Annotated in this window: 15 protein-coding genes; 1 reads left to right on the forward strand and 14 read right to left on the reverse strand. The window is 35.8% G+C overall.

Translation table 11 applies throughout. The annotated features are described in order from the left end of the window. Positions 1-17 precede the first annotated feature (17 nt). The gene (locus tag ACFSTA_RS13715; protein WP_377557302.1) at positions 18-1,151 is read left to right on the forward strand and encodes a zinc-dependent alcohol dehydrogenase; all 1,134 of its coding nucleotides are present in this window, start codon (positions 18-20) and stop codon (positions 1,149-1,151) included. On the opposite strand, the gene ACFSTA_RS13720 is transcribed toward ACFSTA_RS13715, so the two are convergent. The 14 genes from ACFSTA_RS13720 to ACFSTA_RS13785 form a co-directional block, all read right to left on the reverse strand. Next, a complete protein-coding gene (locus ACFSTA_RS13720) occupies positions 1,152-2,012 on the reverse strand; it encodes a 5'-3' exonuclease (protein ID WP_377557303.1) in 861 nt (286 codons plus the stop codon). Further along, positions 1,987-5,637, reverse strand: coding sequence for a dynamin family protein (locus tag ACFSTA_RS13725; protein ID WP_377557304.1), 3,651 nt, complete (start codon positions 5,635-5,637; stop codon positions 1,987-1,989). The genes ACFSTA_RS13720 and ACFSTA_RS13725 overlap by 26 nt, the downstream gene beginning before the upstream one ends. Before the next feature lie 164 nt (positions 5,638-5,801). Then, positions 5,802-5,990, reverse strand: coding sequence for a hypothetical protein (locus ACFSTA_RS13730; protein WP_377557386.1), 189 nt, complete (start codon positions 5,988-5,990; stop codon positions 5,802-5,804). Positions 5,991-6,432: 442 nt separating this feature from the next. After that, a complete protein-coding gene (locus ACFSTA_RS13735; RefSeq protein ID WP_377557306.1) occupies positions 6,433-6,891 on the reverse strand; it encodes a CBS domain-containing protein in 459 nt (152 codons plus the stop codon). Positions 6,892-7,005: 114 nt separating this feature from the next. Then, the gene (locus ACFSTA_RS13740; RefSeq protein WP_377557307.1) at positions 7,006-7,470 is read right to left on the reverse strand and encodes a flavin reductase family protein; all 465 of its coding nucleotides are present in this window, start codon (positions 7,468-7,470) and stop codon (positions 7,006-7,008) included. Positions 7,471-7,687: 217 nt separating this feature from the next. Beyond that, positions 7,688-9,217: an acyl-CoA carboxylase subunit beta gene (locus tag ACFSTA_RS13745; protein ID WP_377557308.1), complete on the reverse strand. Its 1,530-nt coding sequence runs from the start codon at positions 9,215-9,217 to the stop codon at positions 7,688-7,690. 17 nt (positions 9,218-9,234) lie between these two features. Then, positions 9,235-10,008: an enoyl-CoA hydratase gene (locus tag ACFSTA_RS13750; RefSeq protein WP_377557309.1), complete on the reverse strand. Its 774-nt coding sequence runs from the start codon at positions 10,006-10,008 to the stop codon at positions 9,235-9,237. Positions 10,009-10,035: 27 nt separating this feature from the next. Then, a complete protein-coding gene (locus ACFSTA_RS13755) occupies positions 10,036-10,251 on the reverse strand; it encodes an acetyl-CoA carboxylase biotin carboxyl carrier protein subunit (RefSeq protein ID WP_377557387.1) in 216 nt (71 codons plus the stop codon). An 11-nt stretch (positions 10,252-10,262) separates the two neighbouring features. Further along, positions 10,263-11,618, reverse strand: coding sequence for an acetyl-CoA carboxylase biotin carboxylase subunit (locus ACFSTA_RS13760; RefSeq protein WP_377557310.1), 1,356 nt, complete (start codon positions 11,616-11,618; stop codon positions 10,263-10,265). Between the two features lie 27 nt (positions 11,619-11,645). Next, entirely contained in the window at positions 11,646-12,788 is a 1,143-nt protein-coding gene (locus tag ACFSTA_RS13765; RefSeq protein WP_377557311.1) for an acyl-CoA dehydrogenase family protein, read from the reverse strand. Between the two features lie 94 nt (positions 12,789-12,882). Then, a complete protein-coding gene (locus tag ACFSTA_RS13770; RefSeq protein WP_377557312.1) occupies positions 12,883-13,512 on the reverse strand; it encodes a TetR/AcrR family transcriptional regulator in 630 nt (209 codons plus the stop codon). A gap of 101 nt (positions 13,513-13,613) precedes the next feature. Beyond that, positions 13,614-16,064 (reverse strand): DNA topoisomerase IV subunit A, encoded by a 2,451-nt coding sequence (gene parC / locus ACFSTA_RS13775; RefSeq protein ID WP_377557313.1) that lies wholly within the window; start codon positions 16,062-16,064, stop codon positions 13,614-13,616. A gap of 43 nt (positions 16,065-16,107) precedes the next feature. Further along, positions 16,108-18,057 carry a DNA topoisomerase IV subunit B gene (gene parE, locus ACFSTA_RS13780; protein WP_377557314.1) on the reverse strand — a complete coding sequence of 650 codons (1,950 nt, stop codon included), beginning with the start codon at positions 18,055-18,057 and terminating at the stop codon, positions 16,108-16,110. A gap of 199 nt (positions 18,058-18,256) precedes the next feature. Further along, positions 18,257-18,670 carry a CoA-binding protein gene (locus ACFSTA_RS13785; protein WP_377557315.1) on the reverse strand — a complete coding sequence of 138 codons (414 nt, stop codon included), beginning with the start codon at positions 18,668-18,670 and terminating at the stop codon, positions 18,257-18,259. Between the last annotated feature and the right edge of the window lie 180 nt (positions 18,671-18,850).

The following is an 18,850-nucleotide window of genomic DNA, read 5'->3' on the forward strand; positions in this document are numbered from 1 at the left end:
GCTTGGAGGAATTTAAAATGAAGGCGGTCACCTATCAAGGAAAGGAATCAATTGAAGTAAAAAAAGTTGACTTTCCTACTATACAAGATTCACAAGATGTAATCATAAAAATAACTTCCACTGCCATTTGTGGCTCGGATACTCATTTGTTTTTAGGGAATTTTCCATTGCCTGTAAACTATATTATTGGACATGAACCGATGGGCATTGTTGAAGAAGTGGGGTCAGATGTCTCAAAGTTAAAAAAAGGAGACCGTGTTGTTATCCCTTTTACCATAGCCTGTGGTACGTGCCCATATTGCAACAACCATTTAGAAAGCCAATGCGATAATTCCAATCCACATTATGATTCAGGAGGTTATCTTGGATATTCTGAGAAATTCGGAAATTATCCAGGAGGTCAAGCCGAATATTTACGTGTACCGTTCGGAAATTATACCCCTTTTAAAATACCAGAAGACTGTGAATTAGAGGATGAACAATTACTGTTTTTATCTGATGTTTTACCAACCGCATATTGGAGTGTCGAGAACGCAGGAGTTAAGCAAGGTGACACCGTGATTGTATTAGGCAGCGGTCCAATTGGATTAATGACACAAAAATTTGCTTGGCAAAAGGGTGCTGAACGAGTTATCGCAGTCGATTATTTTGATTATCGTTTAGACCATGCAAAAAGAATAAATAAAACGGAAATATTTGATTTTACGAAGTTTGACGATATGGGCGAAACATTAAAAGAATTAACTAGTGGTGGAGCGGATGTCGTGATTGATTGTGTCGGAATGGACGGAAAGAAATCACCATTGGAATATGTAGAACAAAAATTAAAACTTCAAGGTGGAACACTTGGTCCAATACAAATATCAACGAAAGCAGTAAAAAAAGGTGGAACGGTACAATTAACCGGCGTATATGGAGGCTTATACAACATGTTCCCATTGGGACCGTTCTTTAGTCGAAATATCACCTTGAAAATGGGACAAGCTCCTGCACGAACCTACATGCAAGAGCTTTATAACCAAATTGTAAATAACAAGTTCGACCCAACTGACATCATTACACACAAGCTCCCATTAGATGAAGCACAACATGCATATGACATTTTTACTGGTAAGAAAGACGACTGTATAAAAGTTGTTCTTAAACCATAATTACAAAAGTTTGGCGAGATTTTTAAATTCAAGCTCGTCAAACTTTCGCTCTATTTTACTTTTATCGTATTTCCACAGCGCATTTTCTAATTGGCAAGTGATTGGAACATCACATTTAATTTCAGCCAAGTTTCTCGAAAGTTTTAACATATCAATATTATTGTTGATTTTCGTTTGAACACCTTTTGGTAACTGATCAACATGTTCTAACAAATTATCAATAGTTTCATATTCACCTAAAAGTTTTAAAGCAGTTTTTTCACCAATTCCTTTGACTCCTGGATAGTTATCCGCACTATCCCCCATTAGTCCTTTAAGATCAATCATTTGTTTAGGAGTGATACCTTTCTTTTCAAAGAAATTCTCTTCAGTATAGACCTCATAGTTGCCTTGTCCTTTTTTCATGATGGCTACTTCGATCCCATGATCAACTAATTGTAATATGTCTTGATCCCCAGTCAGTATCGTCACTTGATGATCATTCGCATATTGTCTAGCTAATGTTCCAATACAATCATCTGCTTCAAAGTTCTTCAGACCTATATTAGGCATATCAAAAGCTTCAACTACCTCTTTAACTAAGTCGAATTGTGGGATCAATTCTTCTGGAGGTGCAGACCGATTGGATTTATATTCTTCATACATTTCACTGCGAAACGTTTTACTCCCCATGTCCCAACAACAAATGACATGAGAAGGTTCAAATTTACTTGCAGCATCTAACATATAACGTAAAAACTGATAAATACCATTCGTCGGTATTCCATTACTCGTTTTCATAAAATTACCTCGATAAGCCGTAGCATAGAATCCGCGGAATAATAAGGCCATCCCATCAACTAATAGTACTCGATGATTCATAATTTACTTCCTCCTTCTTCACTTCGCTTACGATCGTATTTAGTATTTGATATTTCTCTCTTAAGACTTCTACACTTACGGTATCTGTCATTAGTAACTGGTGGTCTTTGATATATTTAGTTATATCAGTAGTGACACGATTCTTCATTAATTCTAACAGTTCCAACCACTGATTTGTATAAGAAACCTCCATCATACGATTGGATTGGTTCAAATAAGCATGTACTTCTGGTAGTAATACGCGGTATATCTCTTCTTTCATGAGCTCTTTTTCATTTTTCTCAAAAAAGGCTTTTGTCCCTTTAAAGCCTGAAATAGCTTTTGAAAAATCGTTTAGATCTAACGACGTTAAACCCTGTTCATAACTTGGTGTTTGGAAATCAAATGTATCTGGATTAGCTAATAAGAAATTCGGATCAATTTTATCCATTTGACTATCTAGTTTTTCATAAAACTCTATTTGTAATTCAGACATATACGCTTCAACTCGAAGAGAAACGGCACGAATTTCCTGAAGTAACTCATAACCAATATAATCCAATAATTCTTTCAAATTTTTTTCTAGTTGTCTTGTCGCCTTTTTTCCAGATTCTGTTACAGTTGTTGGATTAAACATTTCTTTAAACATATCATGAAAGCGAATTGATAATCTTTCCACTACATAATGTAGTTGTTTGGTGATCTTTTCCACAATCCTTTTTTCATAAAAATTAGTGTTAGATTGGTTAACAATAGCAATTAACTGACCCTGTTTTTCGTCTAATTTATTGCGGTAATGGATTCTTTCTTGTTCATTCAAATTAGTTGTATCGATAAAGTGTAACAGTGTTTTCTTCATACGATGAATATCATAAAAAGCTGCTTCTACCGTTAGACTCGCTAAACCATGATTAATGAAATAATATAAATCATCTTCAAATGATGCCATCAGATCGTTCAGTATTTGTGTAGAACGTTTTTCCTCTAGTGATAGTTTACTTGATACCGGATATATTTTTGGAAAACGAATACCTAATTGTTCTAACTGCTCCTCTACATAGTTTCTAACTAGGATTAGATCAGAATTACTTTCAGCTAAATCAGCAGCATTAATAATAAAAAACATTTTATCAAGCTGAAACGTTTCCTTTACCCTCCCAAGTTGTACTAAGAAATCTTTGTCTGCTCTAGACAACGCATGGTTATAATAAGATACATAAAATATAGCATCAGCATATTTAATATAATCAAACGCTACATTTGTATGACGTGCATTAATAGAATCTGCACCAGGTGTATCAACCAGTGTAATTCCTTGTTGGGTTAATGAACAATCGTAATATAGATCGATAGTCTCCATATAGCAAGCCTTATGTTCAGAAGTAACATAATTCGAGAACTCTTCCATGGAAATGGTTATTTCTTTACCGAGCAAATCTTTATGTTGCTCATAACCTTCGTAAAGTGCTAATAAATAGCTTTGAAACATATGACTTAGTTCATTTGAGTTATAGAGATTGTTTATTTCAATCCATTCGATAAGTCTATCAAGTCCACCATCTGGCGGAGAGAGATGCCTTGTAATGGAATGAATATCTTTAATAATTGCTTCTTGATCCTTTAATTGAATGACTACTGTGCCATGTGGCTTGGTATCAGTAACTGGATTGATACGGTTAATTACTGCTGTCGTAGGGTTGGGAGAAACAGGCAAGACACTTTCCCCCATTAATGCATTAGCGAAAGAGGATTTCCCTGCACTAAATGCCCCGAATAAAGCGATGGTTAACGTTCGATTATTGAGTCGACTTTGTTTCTCCTTAAGATCATGAATAAGCGATTGAAAGCCTGGTAATTTTTCAACGGCTTGAATGGATCTATCAATAATTGGATCTACTTCTGTAATAGAATAAGTCGATTTTGGTAGTTTATCTATTTGGTTATCACTTTGATGAGACTGAGAACGCGTACTGTTGTTTTCTACTTGTTGTGACTCCATTCGGATTGGTTCGTGCTTTGTACCTTGTAATTTATCTCGCATTAACTCTTTAGCATCCTGGGTAACTTCAGGTGGATGGTTGATTACTGTAAACTTATTGTGTAAAGTCTCTTGTAATTCATTGTATTGTTTGAAATTTGTAAGAGACTCCTGTAACTTGGCTTCTTCCTTCTTATATACCTCTAGCATTACTTGTGATTCTTTCTCAACTCTATTTTTTATTGTTTCCAATAACAACCGGGCTTGTTGTTTAAACTTATTTTTAATATCTGTACTGATTTCATTCGTATAGTTTAAAACATAATCACCATTTAATTTCGCTCCAGATTTCATATGCTTTAACAGGTCTTCAACTGTATATTCAATTGTTATTTGTTGCATTTGTTCTGAGATTTGTTCGTCACGAATATCATATTCCTTTAATAATGCGTTAAATTTATCTCGCAATTTCCACTGAATGTTTGCTTCTAAACTTTTCTGCAGATCTGTTATAAATTCTGATACTAGTCGTTCTTTTTCTAATTCTGTTTTCTTCTTCGCTCCAAGTATTCCAATTTTAAAATTCTTCTGTTGTGATTCAAGAAAGTGACCAGCTTTTTCGCGTAAGGTAGATGGCATAAGATATGCATTTTTCAATGTTGCATGTAAATCATTTTGAAAATCACTTATTATTTCTTGAATTATTTCTTTCTCCGTTTCCATTTTAACACGTATCTTCTTTAAATTATCTTGAACCTGGGACATGTTATCTTCCAACGGTAAACTACTCAGTTTCTCATCGTATACCTGTTGCAAATAATTCTTATGGTCCTTGATGATCTGTTTAAGAGAGCCTTTTGTACGAAGTAAAGACGCTTTATTATGAAACTGACGAAAGAGCTTTTCCTTTATTTCATCAAATTGATTGTGAGCTGCTTGTGAATCTATAAGCGATGAGTAATAAATATGTTCAGGTTTTATGTCCCATTGTTCAAACGTTTGATTAATATTTTTTTCATATTGTGAAAATGCTATTTCCGATTCATCATGTTTATCTACTTGATTAATAATAATAAAATAAGGAATACCTATTTCTTGAATTTTCTTAAGGAAATATAAATTAACTTCAGATTGGACATGATTATAGTCCATTACATAAAACAAAATATCTACTACATGTAAGGAGGATTCGGTTATAATACGGTCTGCTTCATCAGCAGCATCAATTCCTGGTGTATCAATAATGGAACAATGAGGTGGAATAAGCGAATCCCCTGTACTTAGTTCAATTTTCTTTATTTCATCTTTATTTTTACAGTAGTCTTTAATCATTTCCATATCATATGGTTCGCTATATTCTATAGGTTCATGCTCTTTAAAATACACGCGAACAATTCCTTCACCTGAAGTGATCTTAACTATATTTGCACTTGTAGGTATTGGACTTTTTGGTAGAATATCTTTATCTAGTAACGCATTGATCATAGAAGATTTACCTGCAGAAAAGTGACCCGAGAAACTTACTATAAAATCCTGTTCTGTACTTTTTTTATATAAATCTACTATTTTTTGCGCATTTTTATCATCACCATGATCCATCATAAGTTTATGAAAAGTAACCAGTTGGTCAAGGTCTATGTTCAACTTATCTTTGTGTAGTACTGTCACGCTTTAAAACCCCTTCGTATTACGATCTATTCCTTATTATACGGAATCCTTTACCGTTTTTCTACCTAATTATATAGCTTCCATTATAATACAAAAAAGATCTGGGACATAAATAAATATTCGACTCTAAAAACGAACGATTATACAATGGGAAGTTTAGAATGTTACTTTTTCAACGATAAGACCTTAATTCGAATTTGATGTAAAATGCACATTAACTTAATATGTTGGTAGGTGCCTTTACCTCGCTCCAGAAATACACTTCGCTTTCCGCGGGCGGCTGGTGAGCCTCCTCGTGCTACGCACTGTGGGGTCTCACCGAAGCCTTTCCTCCCGCAGGAGTCTACGTGTATTTCTTGCGCTAGAATAGTGCATTGAGACCTTCATAACATGTGTTTCCTAATAACTTTCTATACCATGGGAATTTCTCCACTAGGTGTTGAAATCATTGGTTAACACCATTCCATAATTAGAGAATATCCACTAGCGGAGGCAGAATACGAAGACTCCTGTGGGAACAGCACGTGTCCGAAGACCCCGGAAGAAGTGGTTTTCTTCTGAGGAGGCTGAGGCCGTGCCCACGGAAAGCGAAGTATTCTGCCGGAGCGGTTTTGTAGCACTCGATCGAATAAGAGTGTGAAAGTAAATCTACGCAAAAGTTATTATTAGCAACAAAGTTTACGAAAACACTCTAAAGGAAAAATCCAAACTAATTCGGATTCTAATTGAAATTTGAATCATAGTTTGGATTTTTCTTTCACTCAACCACTATTGTCCCAGCCTCATTTCATACTGTTATGTAATTAGTTGATTATAAATATATCGCAGGATGTCACCCCTGCTAAGAACACCAATTACTTGATGTTGATTGTTAATTACAGGTAATTTCTTAAAACGATGTTTGGAAAAAATAGATAAGGCATCCTCTAGGTTTTCCTCTGGATGGACCGTAAATAATTCCTTTTTACGCATTATTTTCGATATTGGAATATTTAAGGAATTTGCTAGCTTTTCTTGAAGATTTTCTCGCTCGGTTACCAATACGAGGGAAAACATATCATAAACCGTTGTACCTTTCGGTTGTAAATAACGAATAACATCTCCATCACTTATTATACCAATCAACTTTCCACCCTTATCTAATACTGGAACTCCACCGATTTTATTAGCTACTAAAAGTTGAAGTAATTCTTTGATTGAAGTTGATTCATTGACACTAATGACATCCGTAATCATAAACTCGCTAATTTTCATACTTACACCTTCTTATTGTGATTAATTACTAATTATAATCATCCACAATAGAAAAAACAAATCACTAGGTAGAACAAAAGCCAACCTTTAACTCGGTTGGCTTAATATTTTCATTCAATTAGGTAGAATTCCCCTATAGTTGCCTTCATAGAAAACTAGAGGATCTCCATCCTTTAGATTTAATGCATGTACTTCTGCAAGAACTATTGTATGATCGCCTGCATCAATTCTATCATTAACTTGACATGATAACGTAGTCAAGGAGTTATTAATGACAGGTGCTCCATCAAGTGTAGTAAATGGAACATGTCTGTCTTTTTCCATTTGCTTTGCAAATATCATTGATAATTCTTTTTGATCATCTGCTAGAATACTGATACCAAATTTACTAGATAATTCAAATCTATTGTGCATACTAGCTCTTTTATCAATGGAGATTGCGATTAGTTTTGGCTCTAATGAAATAGACATAAAAGCATTAACAGTCATTGCTCTAACTTCTTCCTCTTCACGTATAGCTACAATTGTAATCCCCGTCGCAAATTTGCCCATTGCATCACGAAAAAGTCTGCCATCCATGTTGCATTTCCTCTCTTTCTCTATTGCCTATAGATTAAATTAAGGTTACCACTTAAAATGAATTTTTTGAATTAATTAGCTTGGAATTTCTTAGTTTACATAATAATGTTATGGACACCTATACGTGTTCTACTATTGTTCTACTATGTATCTATGATGTTTCCATAAATAAAAAACCTTGGTTAGACACCAAGGTTTTCGCTATTTGCATATTAAATTATACTGGATATACACCGTGTTTGCGTTCTGTGAATGTACTGTTTTTTGCTTCGTATACTTCAAATCGATTAACTAATTCCTCTCGAAGTTTCTCAGGTTCTATTACAGCATCAATGATCATTTCACTAGCTAAACGATAAATATCGATATCATCTTTGTACTCATCTTGTTTTTGCTTAATAAACTGCTGTCGTTCCTCTTCCGGTAGTTCAGCAATTTTGTTTGCATAAACGGCATTAACTGCTGCTTCAGGTCCCATAACAGCTATTTGTGCAGTTGGTAATGCTAAACAACAGTCGGGTTCAAACGCAGGTCCAGCCATCGCATACAATCCGGCACCATAAGCTTTACGAACAACTACAGATATTTTCGGAACCGTAGCTTCACTCATGGATGCAAGCATTTTAGCTCCATGTCGAATAATACCTGCTCTCTCTACTTTTGTACCGATCATAAAGCCAGGTACATCCATCAAGAACAATAACGGAATATTAAATGCATCACATAATTGGATGAACTTTGCTGCTTTGTCTGCTGAATCCGGGAATAGTACGCCACCTTTCATGCGTGGTTGATTCGCAATAATTCCAACTGATTTTCCATTTATTCTTGTTAAAGCAGTAATTAATTCAGGAGCAAATTTCTTTTTAATTTCACAAAGGCTATCTTCATCAATTATACGATTAATAAAATCATGCATATTAAAAGGAGCGTTTTGATTTTCAGGAATTAGATCCGTAATCGATTTTTCAAATTTTTTCGCTTCTTTTGATTCAACTGATTTAGGTTTAATTCGAAAATTGGCTGGGAAGTAAGAAAGGTATTTACGTGCATACAAGATGGCATCTTGTTCTGATTTTACTAATACATCCCCACATCCAGAAACCGAGCAGTGCATGTTGGCGCCACCCATTTCTTCCAAGGAAACTTTCTCACCTATCACTTTTTCTGCCATTCTTGGTGAACCTAAATACATGGATGCATTACCGTCCACCATGACAACAATATCACAAAATGCAGGTATATAAGCTCCTCCGGCTGCAGAAGGGCCAAATAATAAGCAGATTTGTGGTATACGACCTGATAATTTAATTTGGTTATGGAAAATACGCCCTGCACCTCTCCGTCCAGGGAACATTTCTATTTGGTCAGTAATTCGAGCACCAGCAGAATCAACTAAATAAAGCATTGGTATTTCAAGCTTTTCTGCTGTTTCTTGTATACGAATGATCTTTTCAACAGTACGCTTTCCCCAAGAACCAGCTTTAACAGTCGAATCATTTGCCATGACACATACATTTTGCCCGTTAATTTTTCCAATTCCAGTAACAACTCCATCAGAAGGAAGCGAGGAATCAACACAGTTGGCAAAAAACGCATCTTCTACATTAATTCCTTCATCAAAAAGTAGTTCCAACCTCTTTCGCACAAATAGTTTTCCTTTTTCTTCATTCTTCTGATGATACTTTTCCAGTCCACCACTTTCGATGTCTGCTATTCTATTCCTTAGTTCATCAACATAAGACATAAAACATCCTCCCACTTTTATTTACCTTGATAAATTGGTTTTCGCTTCGCTTTAAATGCTTCTAATCCCTCCATACGATCAACTGTTGGAATCGTTTCTCTATAACTGAGATGTTCAATAGCTAAACCCGTTGTGATATCAGTTTGCATGCCTTGATTGATAGCTAATTTTGCCTGCCTTAATGCAATTGGACCATTCTTTGCTATCGAATTGGCCAGTTCAACAGCTGCTTCAAAACCATTTTCTTCGATTTGCTCAATAAGTCCTATCTTAAAAGCCTCATCAGCAGTTATTGGCTGTGCTGAGTAAATTAACCGTTTGGCATGCCCTAGTCCTACTATTCTGGGAAGTCGTTGGGTCCCACCTGCACCTGGAATGATAGCTAGGGATGTTTCTGTTAATCCCATTTTAGTAGTTTTTTCAGCAATGCGTATATCACAAGCAAGCGCTAATTCTAGACCACCACCGAAGGCAACACCTTTTATTGCAGCAATGACCGGCATTTGCAATTGTTCGACAGCGGTCACGGTCTTACCAATATATTGAACAGCCTGAATAACTTGATCGTTGGTCATTCCTTTTCTTTCTTTTAAATCAGCACCAGCACAAAATGCTTTTTCACCGTTACCAGTTATGATAGTACAATAAATGGATTTATTGTGATTAATTTTATGAATTACCTCATTTAATTCATCTAGTAATGCTTTCGACATCGCATTAGCTGCATCTGGTCGATTAAGCTTTACAACGGCAACGTGCTCTTCGATAATACTGAATTCTATTAATGACATAGAATCCTCCTTGTTACGAGTAATCATCTATTCAATAACAGCTATAACGTCACCTTCGTTAACAAAATCCCCTTCCGCAACTCTTAACTCTTTCACAGTACCTGCTTCCTCTGTTGCTATTGGAATCTCCATTTTCATGGATTCAAGAATAACGATATCTTGATCCACTTCAACAGTTTCACCCTGTGTTACAACTATTTTCCATACATTTCCTGCCATATTTGCTTTTACTTCCGTCATGATAAAATTCCTCCTTAGTTTGTATGTAGTTCTGGTAAGTAATGCTCTTGTACAAAGGCAGTGGTCGTATTGCCTGATTTAAAGTTTTCATGATCTACTACTTTTATTAACATCGGAATGTTGGTCTTTATACCTTCCACCTTACATTGTACTAATGTCCTTTTTAGGTTTGAAATAGCATCGATTCTATTCTTTCCAGTGACTATTATTTTACTAATCATGGGGTCATAGAATGGTGTTACATCATAATTATCTGATACGGCTGTTTCAAGGCGAATATAGTCTGCATTAGGAATATCGAAGGTCGTAATATGCCCTGGTGAAGGGAAAAACGTCTTAGGATCCTCTGCATAAACTCTAACTTCGATCGCATGCCCATCGATGTTTACATCTTCTTGATTTAGCTCTAACCTATCACCATTTGCAATCTGCAGCTGGAGTTGGACAATATCAAGTCCTGTAATTTCTTCCGTAACAGGATGTTCAACCTGTATTCTCGTATTCATTTCAAGAAAATAGAAGTTTTCCTGTTCATCTACTAAAAATTCTATCGTACCTGCATTCGTATAACCTAACGCTTTTGCAGCGTCGACGGCTGCTTCCCCCATTTTATTTCTTGTTGCTTCGGATATAAATGGTGATGGAGCTTCCTCTATTACCTTTTGATTACGACGTTGGATAGAGCATTCTCTTTCAAATAAATGAATTACATTCCCATGATGATCTGCTAAAAGCTGGATCTCAATATGTCTTGCATCATCTATTTTTTTCTCTAGAAACATCGAACCGTCACCGAAAAAAGTCTGTGCCCGCTTCTTATTGCTCTCAAACGCTTTAATTAATTCTTCATCACTTGAAACCACTTGCATACCAATGCCTCCACCACCTGCAGAAGCTTTTAACATTACTGGATATCCAATTTCATTCGCGATTTCAATAGCGGCTTCAGTGGAAGCGACTGCATCATCTGTACCAGGTACAATAGGAATATTCGCCTTTTTCATTGCTTTTCTTGCAGCAATTTTACTTCCCATCATGTCCATAACTTCGCTTTTTGGACCAATTAAAATGATGCCTTCCGCTTCACATCTTTCTGCAAATCTACCACTTTCACTTAAAAAACCATATCCAGGATGAATAGCATCGGCTTCACATTCCTTTGCAATGGACAATATTTTATCCACATTTAAATAGCTTTCATTGACTCGAGGTGGTCCAAGCAAGAAACTCTCGTCTGCCATTGCCACATATGGTGCTTTTTGGTCAGCTTCAGAAAATACGGCAACCGTTTTAATATCTAACTTTTTACATGTTCGAATGATACGTGCGGCTATTTCACCACGATTAGCAATTAATACTTTTTTAATCATAATCTCTCCCCTATAATAAACTAGTTATTAACAACCTAATTGTCTAGCGATTACTAGTCTTTGAATTTCTGAAGTACCTTCTCCTATCTCAAGTAACTTTGCATCACGTAAATATCTTTCCACTTCGTATTCACGCATGTATCCGTAACCACCATGAATTTGAATTGCCTGGTTGGCTGCTCGAAATGCCGTTTCAGTAGCATATAACTTTGCATAAGCAGACTCTTTCGTAAAAGGCTTGTTATGATCTTTCAGCCATGCAGCCTTATATACCATATTACGTGCAAGTTCCACTTCCATGGAGATGTCAGCAAGCTTAAATTGAATCGCTTGAAAATCAGAAATAGACTTCCCGAATTGTTTTCTTTCTTTCGCATAACTTAAGGCTCTTTCTAGAGATGCTTGTGCGATCCCAAGTCCCAATGCAGCTATGGAAATCCTTCCACCATCAAGTGTATATAAAAATTGTTTAAATCCTTTTTTCGGATCACCGAGTAAATTTGTTTTTGGAACTCGCACATTGTCTAGTACTACTTCTGCCGTATCGGAAGCACGGACACCCATCTTATCGTAGTTGCTAGTTATTTTTACACCTTCTGTATCTGTCGGAACAATAATGGCGGAAATAATATTTCTACCTTTTTCATTTTGTCCAGTGACAGCGGTTACAATAATAGTTTTCGCAAAACTGGCATTTGTAATAAAGCATTTTTCTCCGTTGATTATGTAATCATCGCCGTCTTCAATAGCAGTTGTTTTTGTACCACCAGCATCAGATCCTGCGTTTGGTTCTGTTAATCCAAATGCTCCTAAAGCTTTTCCTTCAGCAAGTGGTGTTAAATATTTTTCCTTTTGTTCTTTTGTTCCAAAGTAATAAATAGGACTTGCACCAAGCGATACAGCTGCTGCATAACTTAATCCTGTCCCACCACATATGCGGCCGATCTCTTCAACAGCTATTGCATACGATAGTGTATCTCCTCCTGATCCACCATATTCTTCAGGAAATGGGATTCCCAACAATCCTAGTTCGCCCATTTGTTCAAAAATATCTAAAGGGAATTTAGCCTCTATATCCATTTGTACAGCTCTCGGTTGGATGACATCTTCAGCAAAATCACGAACCATCTTTCGTATCATTGATTGTTCTTTCGTAAGTTCAAAATTCATATGGACCTCCTGAAATAAGATTAGACCGACTGGTTGGTCTGTTAATGTTTTAAAAAACTGGCTATCAAGTTGATAGTCCTACTTCTTATAATGCTTATTCAAGTATAAAATCATGGTAAATCTCACTAACTATCATATCTGTAGACAACATTGCTCGTAATATTAAATCTACAAATATATCACCGATTTCATCAATGGACTTTTCTCCAGTTTGCTTATACCATTTGTATGTCCAGTTAACCATTCCTAATATGGCCATGCTTGCAATGTCTGCTGATAGGGTTGCGCGAAACTCACCAGATTCGATCCCCTCATGAACTACATCCGTAATAATTTGCTTAAATTGATCGCGCTTACATTTTATTAATGTTTGATATTTTCCTTTAAGGTAGTTGCTTTCCTGATAGAAAACAGATATATGCGCCTTATAAAGGTCAAAAACTCTTACAAAACTTTTAATTATTGCTTGAAGTCTTTTCGTTGGTGAAGTAAAAGTTGCATTGGCAGTAGTTGCCTCTTCTAATACATACGTAATGAATGTATCATGAATAACAAATAATAACTCATCTTTTGATGTAAAATGGTGGTAAAATCCACCTTTTGAAGTTCCTACTGTTTCAACAATCTGTTTTACAGTTACTCCGTGATAACCATGTTCTTCGAATAAATGTAATGAAGCGTGAATTATCTTACTTCGTAAATCCGTTATTGCCCCTCCTCTCACTCACCTTTCTACATCATCTTATCATATTTTTCAGAATATAAAAAGATAATTTTACCATAAAAAACAGGCAGCTGAGACAGCCTACCTGTTTTCCAATATTATTATTCTTTTCGATCTTCAAAAGGGCTTTTATAGGTTGCTTGTTTCCACACTTCAGTTACTTCGCCTTGATTATCTGCATCAATCACAAAGGAACCATTACTGTATCGATCACTATAGGAAAGCTCTATAGGTTTTATATGATGTGATTCTCCTTCAGTTGTCTTAAAATATATCGTATCTTCTTCATATGCTACAAAGAAACCTCGGATACGATGTGCTTTACTTTTCAGTTCACGTAACATAATTAAACCACGTTTGGCACGACTTGATTTATCAAATTCTCGCAATTTCATCCGTTTACAAGCCCCACGTTGTGTCACAACAACAAGGGAAGGGTCAGCCAAATCATCAAATACTTGTCCATTAACAACATATTCATCATCTTTGAGTTGAATTGCTTTTACACCTGCTGCACGTTGGCCAACTACTGAAATTTCGGATTCATGGTACCATAATCCATATCCTTTATTCGATGCAATGAATACATCTGAATAACCTTTCGTTTGGTACACACTTACTACCTCATCATCCTGCTTCAAATTGAGAGCAACTAACGCTTTCGAGTACCTTTGTGCTTCATACAACTTTAATTCACTTCGTTTTACCATACCATTTTTCGTGAAAAATAATAAATAATTATCCGCTTCAAATTCCCTAACTGGAATACATTGAATGATGTACTCATCTTTTTCAATGGATACCATATTGGAAATATGATGCCCAATGTCTTTCCATCGAATATCTGGTAATTCATGTACGGGTAAGTAGAGGTATTTCCCCTTATTTGTGAACATTAATACTTTATCCGTTGTATTCAGTTCCAATAAACTGACAAGGTGGTCATCATCTTTAATGGCAAAGTCTTCCCCATTCGAAGCGGAGTAGGAACGTAAACTAGTTCGTTTAATGTATCCATCCCTCGTCGCTGATACAAGTACATCCTCACTTGCAACCATCACTTCGATATCAATTGTTAATTCTTCTATTTTATCCTGGATGGTTGTTCTACGTTGACTTGCATATGTTTTTTTCAGTTGCCTTAGATCCGATTTTATTGTTTGGAATAGCTTTTTCTCACTTGCTAAAATCGATTCCAGGTCGGTGATTTTTTTTCTTAACTCGGCAGCTTCTTGCTCAAGAGATGATATATCTGTATTCGTTAAACGATATAGTTGTAACATTACAATTGCTTCGGCTTGAGCTTCTGTAAAATCATACTTCGTAATAATTTGTCTTTTCGCATCTTGTTTGTCTTTGGAAGCGCGAATCGTCGCAATCAGTTCATCTAAAATGGAGATTGCTTTTATTAATCCTTCTACAATATGTGCACGATCTTGGGCATGTTTAAGGTCGAACTGTGTTTGTCTAGTAACCACTTCTTTCTGATGGGCAATATATGCATCAAGAATATTTGTAAGAGACAACAATTTTGGTGTCTTATCTTGAATTGCTACCATGTTGAAATGATAGGTTACTTGTAGGTCTGTGTTTTTATATAAGAAGTTCAGAACACCTTCACTATTAACATCTTTTTTGAGTTCAATTACGATCCGTAAACCAGTTCGATCTGTTTCATCTCGAACTTCTGCAATCCCTTCTACTTTACGATCAATTCGTAATTCATCTATTTTTTTAACCATATTTGCTTTGTTTACATCATAAGGAATTTCATCTATAACGATTTGTTGACGGTTTCCTCGCACATCTTCAACACGCGCTCGCCCACGAACAATAACTTTACCTTTTCCAGTTTCATACGCTTTTTTTATCCCGTCTACACCTTGAATAATGCCTCCTGTTGGAAAATCAGGTCCTTTAATAACCTGCATTAATTCTTCCACAGTGACCGCAGGGTTATCAATTTTCTTAATTACCGCATCTATTACTTCTTCTAAATTATGTGGAGGAATATCGGTTGCATATCCTGCTGAAATTCCGGTCGAGCCATTTACTAATAGATTAGGAAATTTTGCTGGCAATACAACCGGTTCTGAATCTGTATCATCAAAATTCGGTATAAAATCTACCGTTTCTTTCTTAATATCACGTAGCAATTCGGAAGCAATACTTGACAATCGAGCCTCCGTATAACGCATAGCTGCTGGTGGATCCCCGTCAATACTTCCGTTATTACCATGCATTTCAATTAATTCATTACGCATTTTCCAATTTTGGCTCAACCTCACCATTGCTTCATAAACGGAAGAATCTCCGTGTGGATGATAATTACCAATTACCGTACCAACTGTCTTTGCAGACTTACGAAAATTTTTATCATGCGTATTTCTTTCTTCATGCATGGCATATAAAATCCTACGTTGTACCGGTTTTAATCCATCTCGTGCATCTGGTAATGCACGGTCCTGAATAATATATTTACTATATCTTCCAAAGCGATCACCTATTACTTCTTCTAATGGAAGATCTAAAAATGTTTCGGTTTGTGACAAACCAATCCCCCCTAAATAATTTCATTCTAGTCATGCTATGTTTTTACGTGTGAATTTTGTCATTGTCTAAAATATTCGGGTCATCATCCATCCCAAACGCAACATTACTTTCGATCCATTTACGCCTTGGTTCGACCTTATCGCCCATTAGAGTTGTTACTCTTCTTTCAGCTCTTGCAATATCTTCTATCGTTACGCGAATCAATGTTCTAGTTTCAGGATTCATTGTTGTCTCCCATAATTGATCAGCATTCATTTCACCTAATCCTTTATATCGCTGAATGACATGTCCGCTATTAAACTGCTTGATTGCTTTCTTTAATTCATCCTCATCCCAAGCATAGACGATTTTTTCCTTTTTCCCTTTACCTTTTGAAATTTTATATAAAGGTGGTAAGGCAATATATATCTTTCCAGCTTCAACAAGATTACGCATATAGCGATAGAAAAATGTTAAAAGTAGGACTTGAATATGAGCTCCATCCGTATCGGCATCGGTCATAATAATTATTTTATCATATTGCACATCTTCTAAATCAAAATCTCCACCAACACCTGCACCGATTGTATGGATAATCGTTGAGATTTCTTCATTTTTAAATACATCTTGCAGCTTGGCTTTCTCCGTATTAATAACTTTACCTCGTAATGGTAAAACTGCTTGGAATTTCCGATCTCTTCCCTGTTTTGCTGACCCTCCTGCTGAATCCCCCTCAACTAAATATAATTCATTTCGTTTGGGATTTTTTGATTGGGCAGGAGTTAACTTACCACTTAAAATCGTATCTTTACGCTTCTTCTTCTTTCCTGTCCTTGCATCTTCCCGAGCTTTTCTTGCAGCTTCTCTTGCTTCTTTTGCTTTAATCGCTTTTCGAATCAATGAACCAGTTATATCCGGGTTTTCTTCCATGAAAAAGGATAGCTTCTCAGATACAACAGCATCAACTGCAGAACGAGCTTCCGAAGTTCCTAATTTACCTTTTGTTTGTCCTTCAAATTGCAACTTTTCTTCTGGTATACGAACAGAAACTATAGCAGTCAATCCTTCTCGAATATCTGTTCCTTCAAGTTTTTTATCCTTTTCCTTTAGTAATCCTGTTCTTTTCGCATAATCGTTAAATGTTCTTGTAATAGCACTTCGAGCACCAGATTCATGGGTTCCTCCATCACGTGTGCGAACATGGTTAACAAAGGATAGCATGCTTTCTGCATATCCATCATTAAACTGAAAAGAAAATTCTACTTCAATGCCTTGCTGTTCTCCTTCAAAAAAGACAACTTCATGAAGCGTATCCTTTTCCTCATTTAGATACGTGGCAAATGATTTCAATCCCTCAGGAAATTCATATTCTTCACGTTCATTATTTCTTTCATCACGTAATTCTATTTTTAAACCTTTTAATAAAAATGCTGCCTCGCGCAATCGTTCTGATAACGTTTCGAAATCAAAAACGGTTGTCGAAAAAATTTGCTCGTCTGGTTTAAAATGAATTTTTGAACCAGATTTTCTTGTAGTTCCCTTCTTTTGTAAATTACCGATAGGTTTTCCACCATTTTCAAACCGTTGGTAATATATATTTCCATCACGAAACGTTGTCACTTCCATCCATTCAGATAGTGCATTAACAACAGATGCACCTACCCCATGCAAACCGCCACTTGTTTTATATCCACCTTGTCCAAATTTTCCGCCAGCATGTAATACAGTAAAAATAACTTCCATAGTTGATTTCCCTGTACGATGCATCCCTGTGGGAATACCTCTACCACTATCTTCAACTGAAATACTATTATCTTTATGTATAATTACTTTAATGACATTACCATAACCTGCCAAAGCTTCATCCACCGCATTATCTACAATTTCAAATACTAAGTGATGTAACCCTCGGTGATCTGTACTTCCTATATACATTCCAGGTCTTTTTCGAACTGCATCAAGTCCCTCTAATACTTGAATGGAATCATCTGAGTATTGTAACTTATTATCCATTCGTTCAACCCCTCTCTTAACACTACTTCTCTACAATAATTTTATATTAGAACAAATGTTTGTTATTGTACATATAAAATCCATTTTATCGTAATCATGTTATTTTTCAAGCTATGACGTGATTAATAGTATACTACAAGTAAATTAATATTGTATAGAACAGTAAAAAAGGATGACTAATTTGTCACCCTGTACTGGACTATTTTTTAAGTAGTATTGCATGTGCAACTTTAATACACAAATCCATTATAACAGTGAAGTCTTTATCGATTAAAATGTTATAGGCTTCTTCATTGGCCAGCCCTTGCTGTGCCCAAAAAACGTTGCAATTTGTTTGGGTAGCCTCTTTCGCTATTTCTGGTAAAAATTCAGATCTTCTAAACACGTTGATAATATCAATTTCCTCTTCAATATCTAATAGAGAAGCATATGATTTTTCCCCTAAAACTTCTTTAACCGTTGGATTTACGGGAATGATACGATAACCTTCTCGCTGCATGATTTTGGATATTTGATACGATGTACGATCAGGGTTGTCAGATAAACCAACAACCGCAATTGTTTTTGCTTCATCTAGTACTTGTCCTATTTTATCGTTTGAAGGATTTTCCATATTAGAACCACTCCTAAAACTGGATAGAAAACAATTATACCTATCCTAAATGTATGCTATAATTATATCGCCTGTTTGTCATCCTTTCAAATAATAATAATATCTCATGTATTAGTACCTTCTACTAATACTTCGTGTTAAAATATAAATGATACAAATTGAACAATCTGAAAGTAGGTA

It is taken from the genome of Ornithinibacillus salinisoli, assembly GCF_042684965.1.
Classification (GTDB): domain Bacteria; phylum Bacillota; class Bacilli; order Bacillales; family Amphibacillaceae; genus Ornithinibacillus; species Ornithinibacillus salinisoli.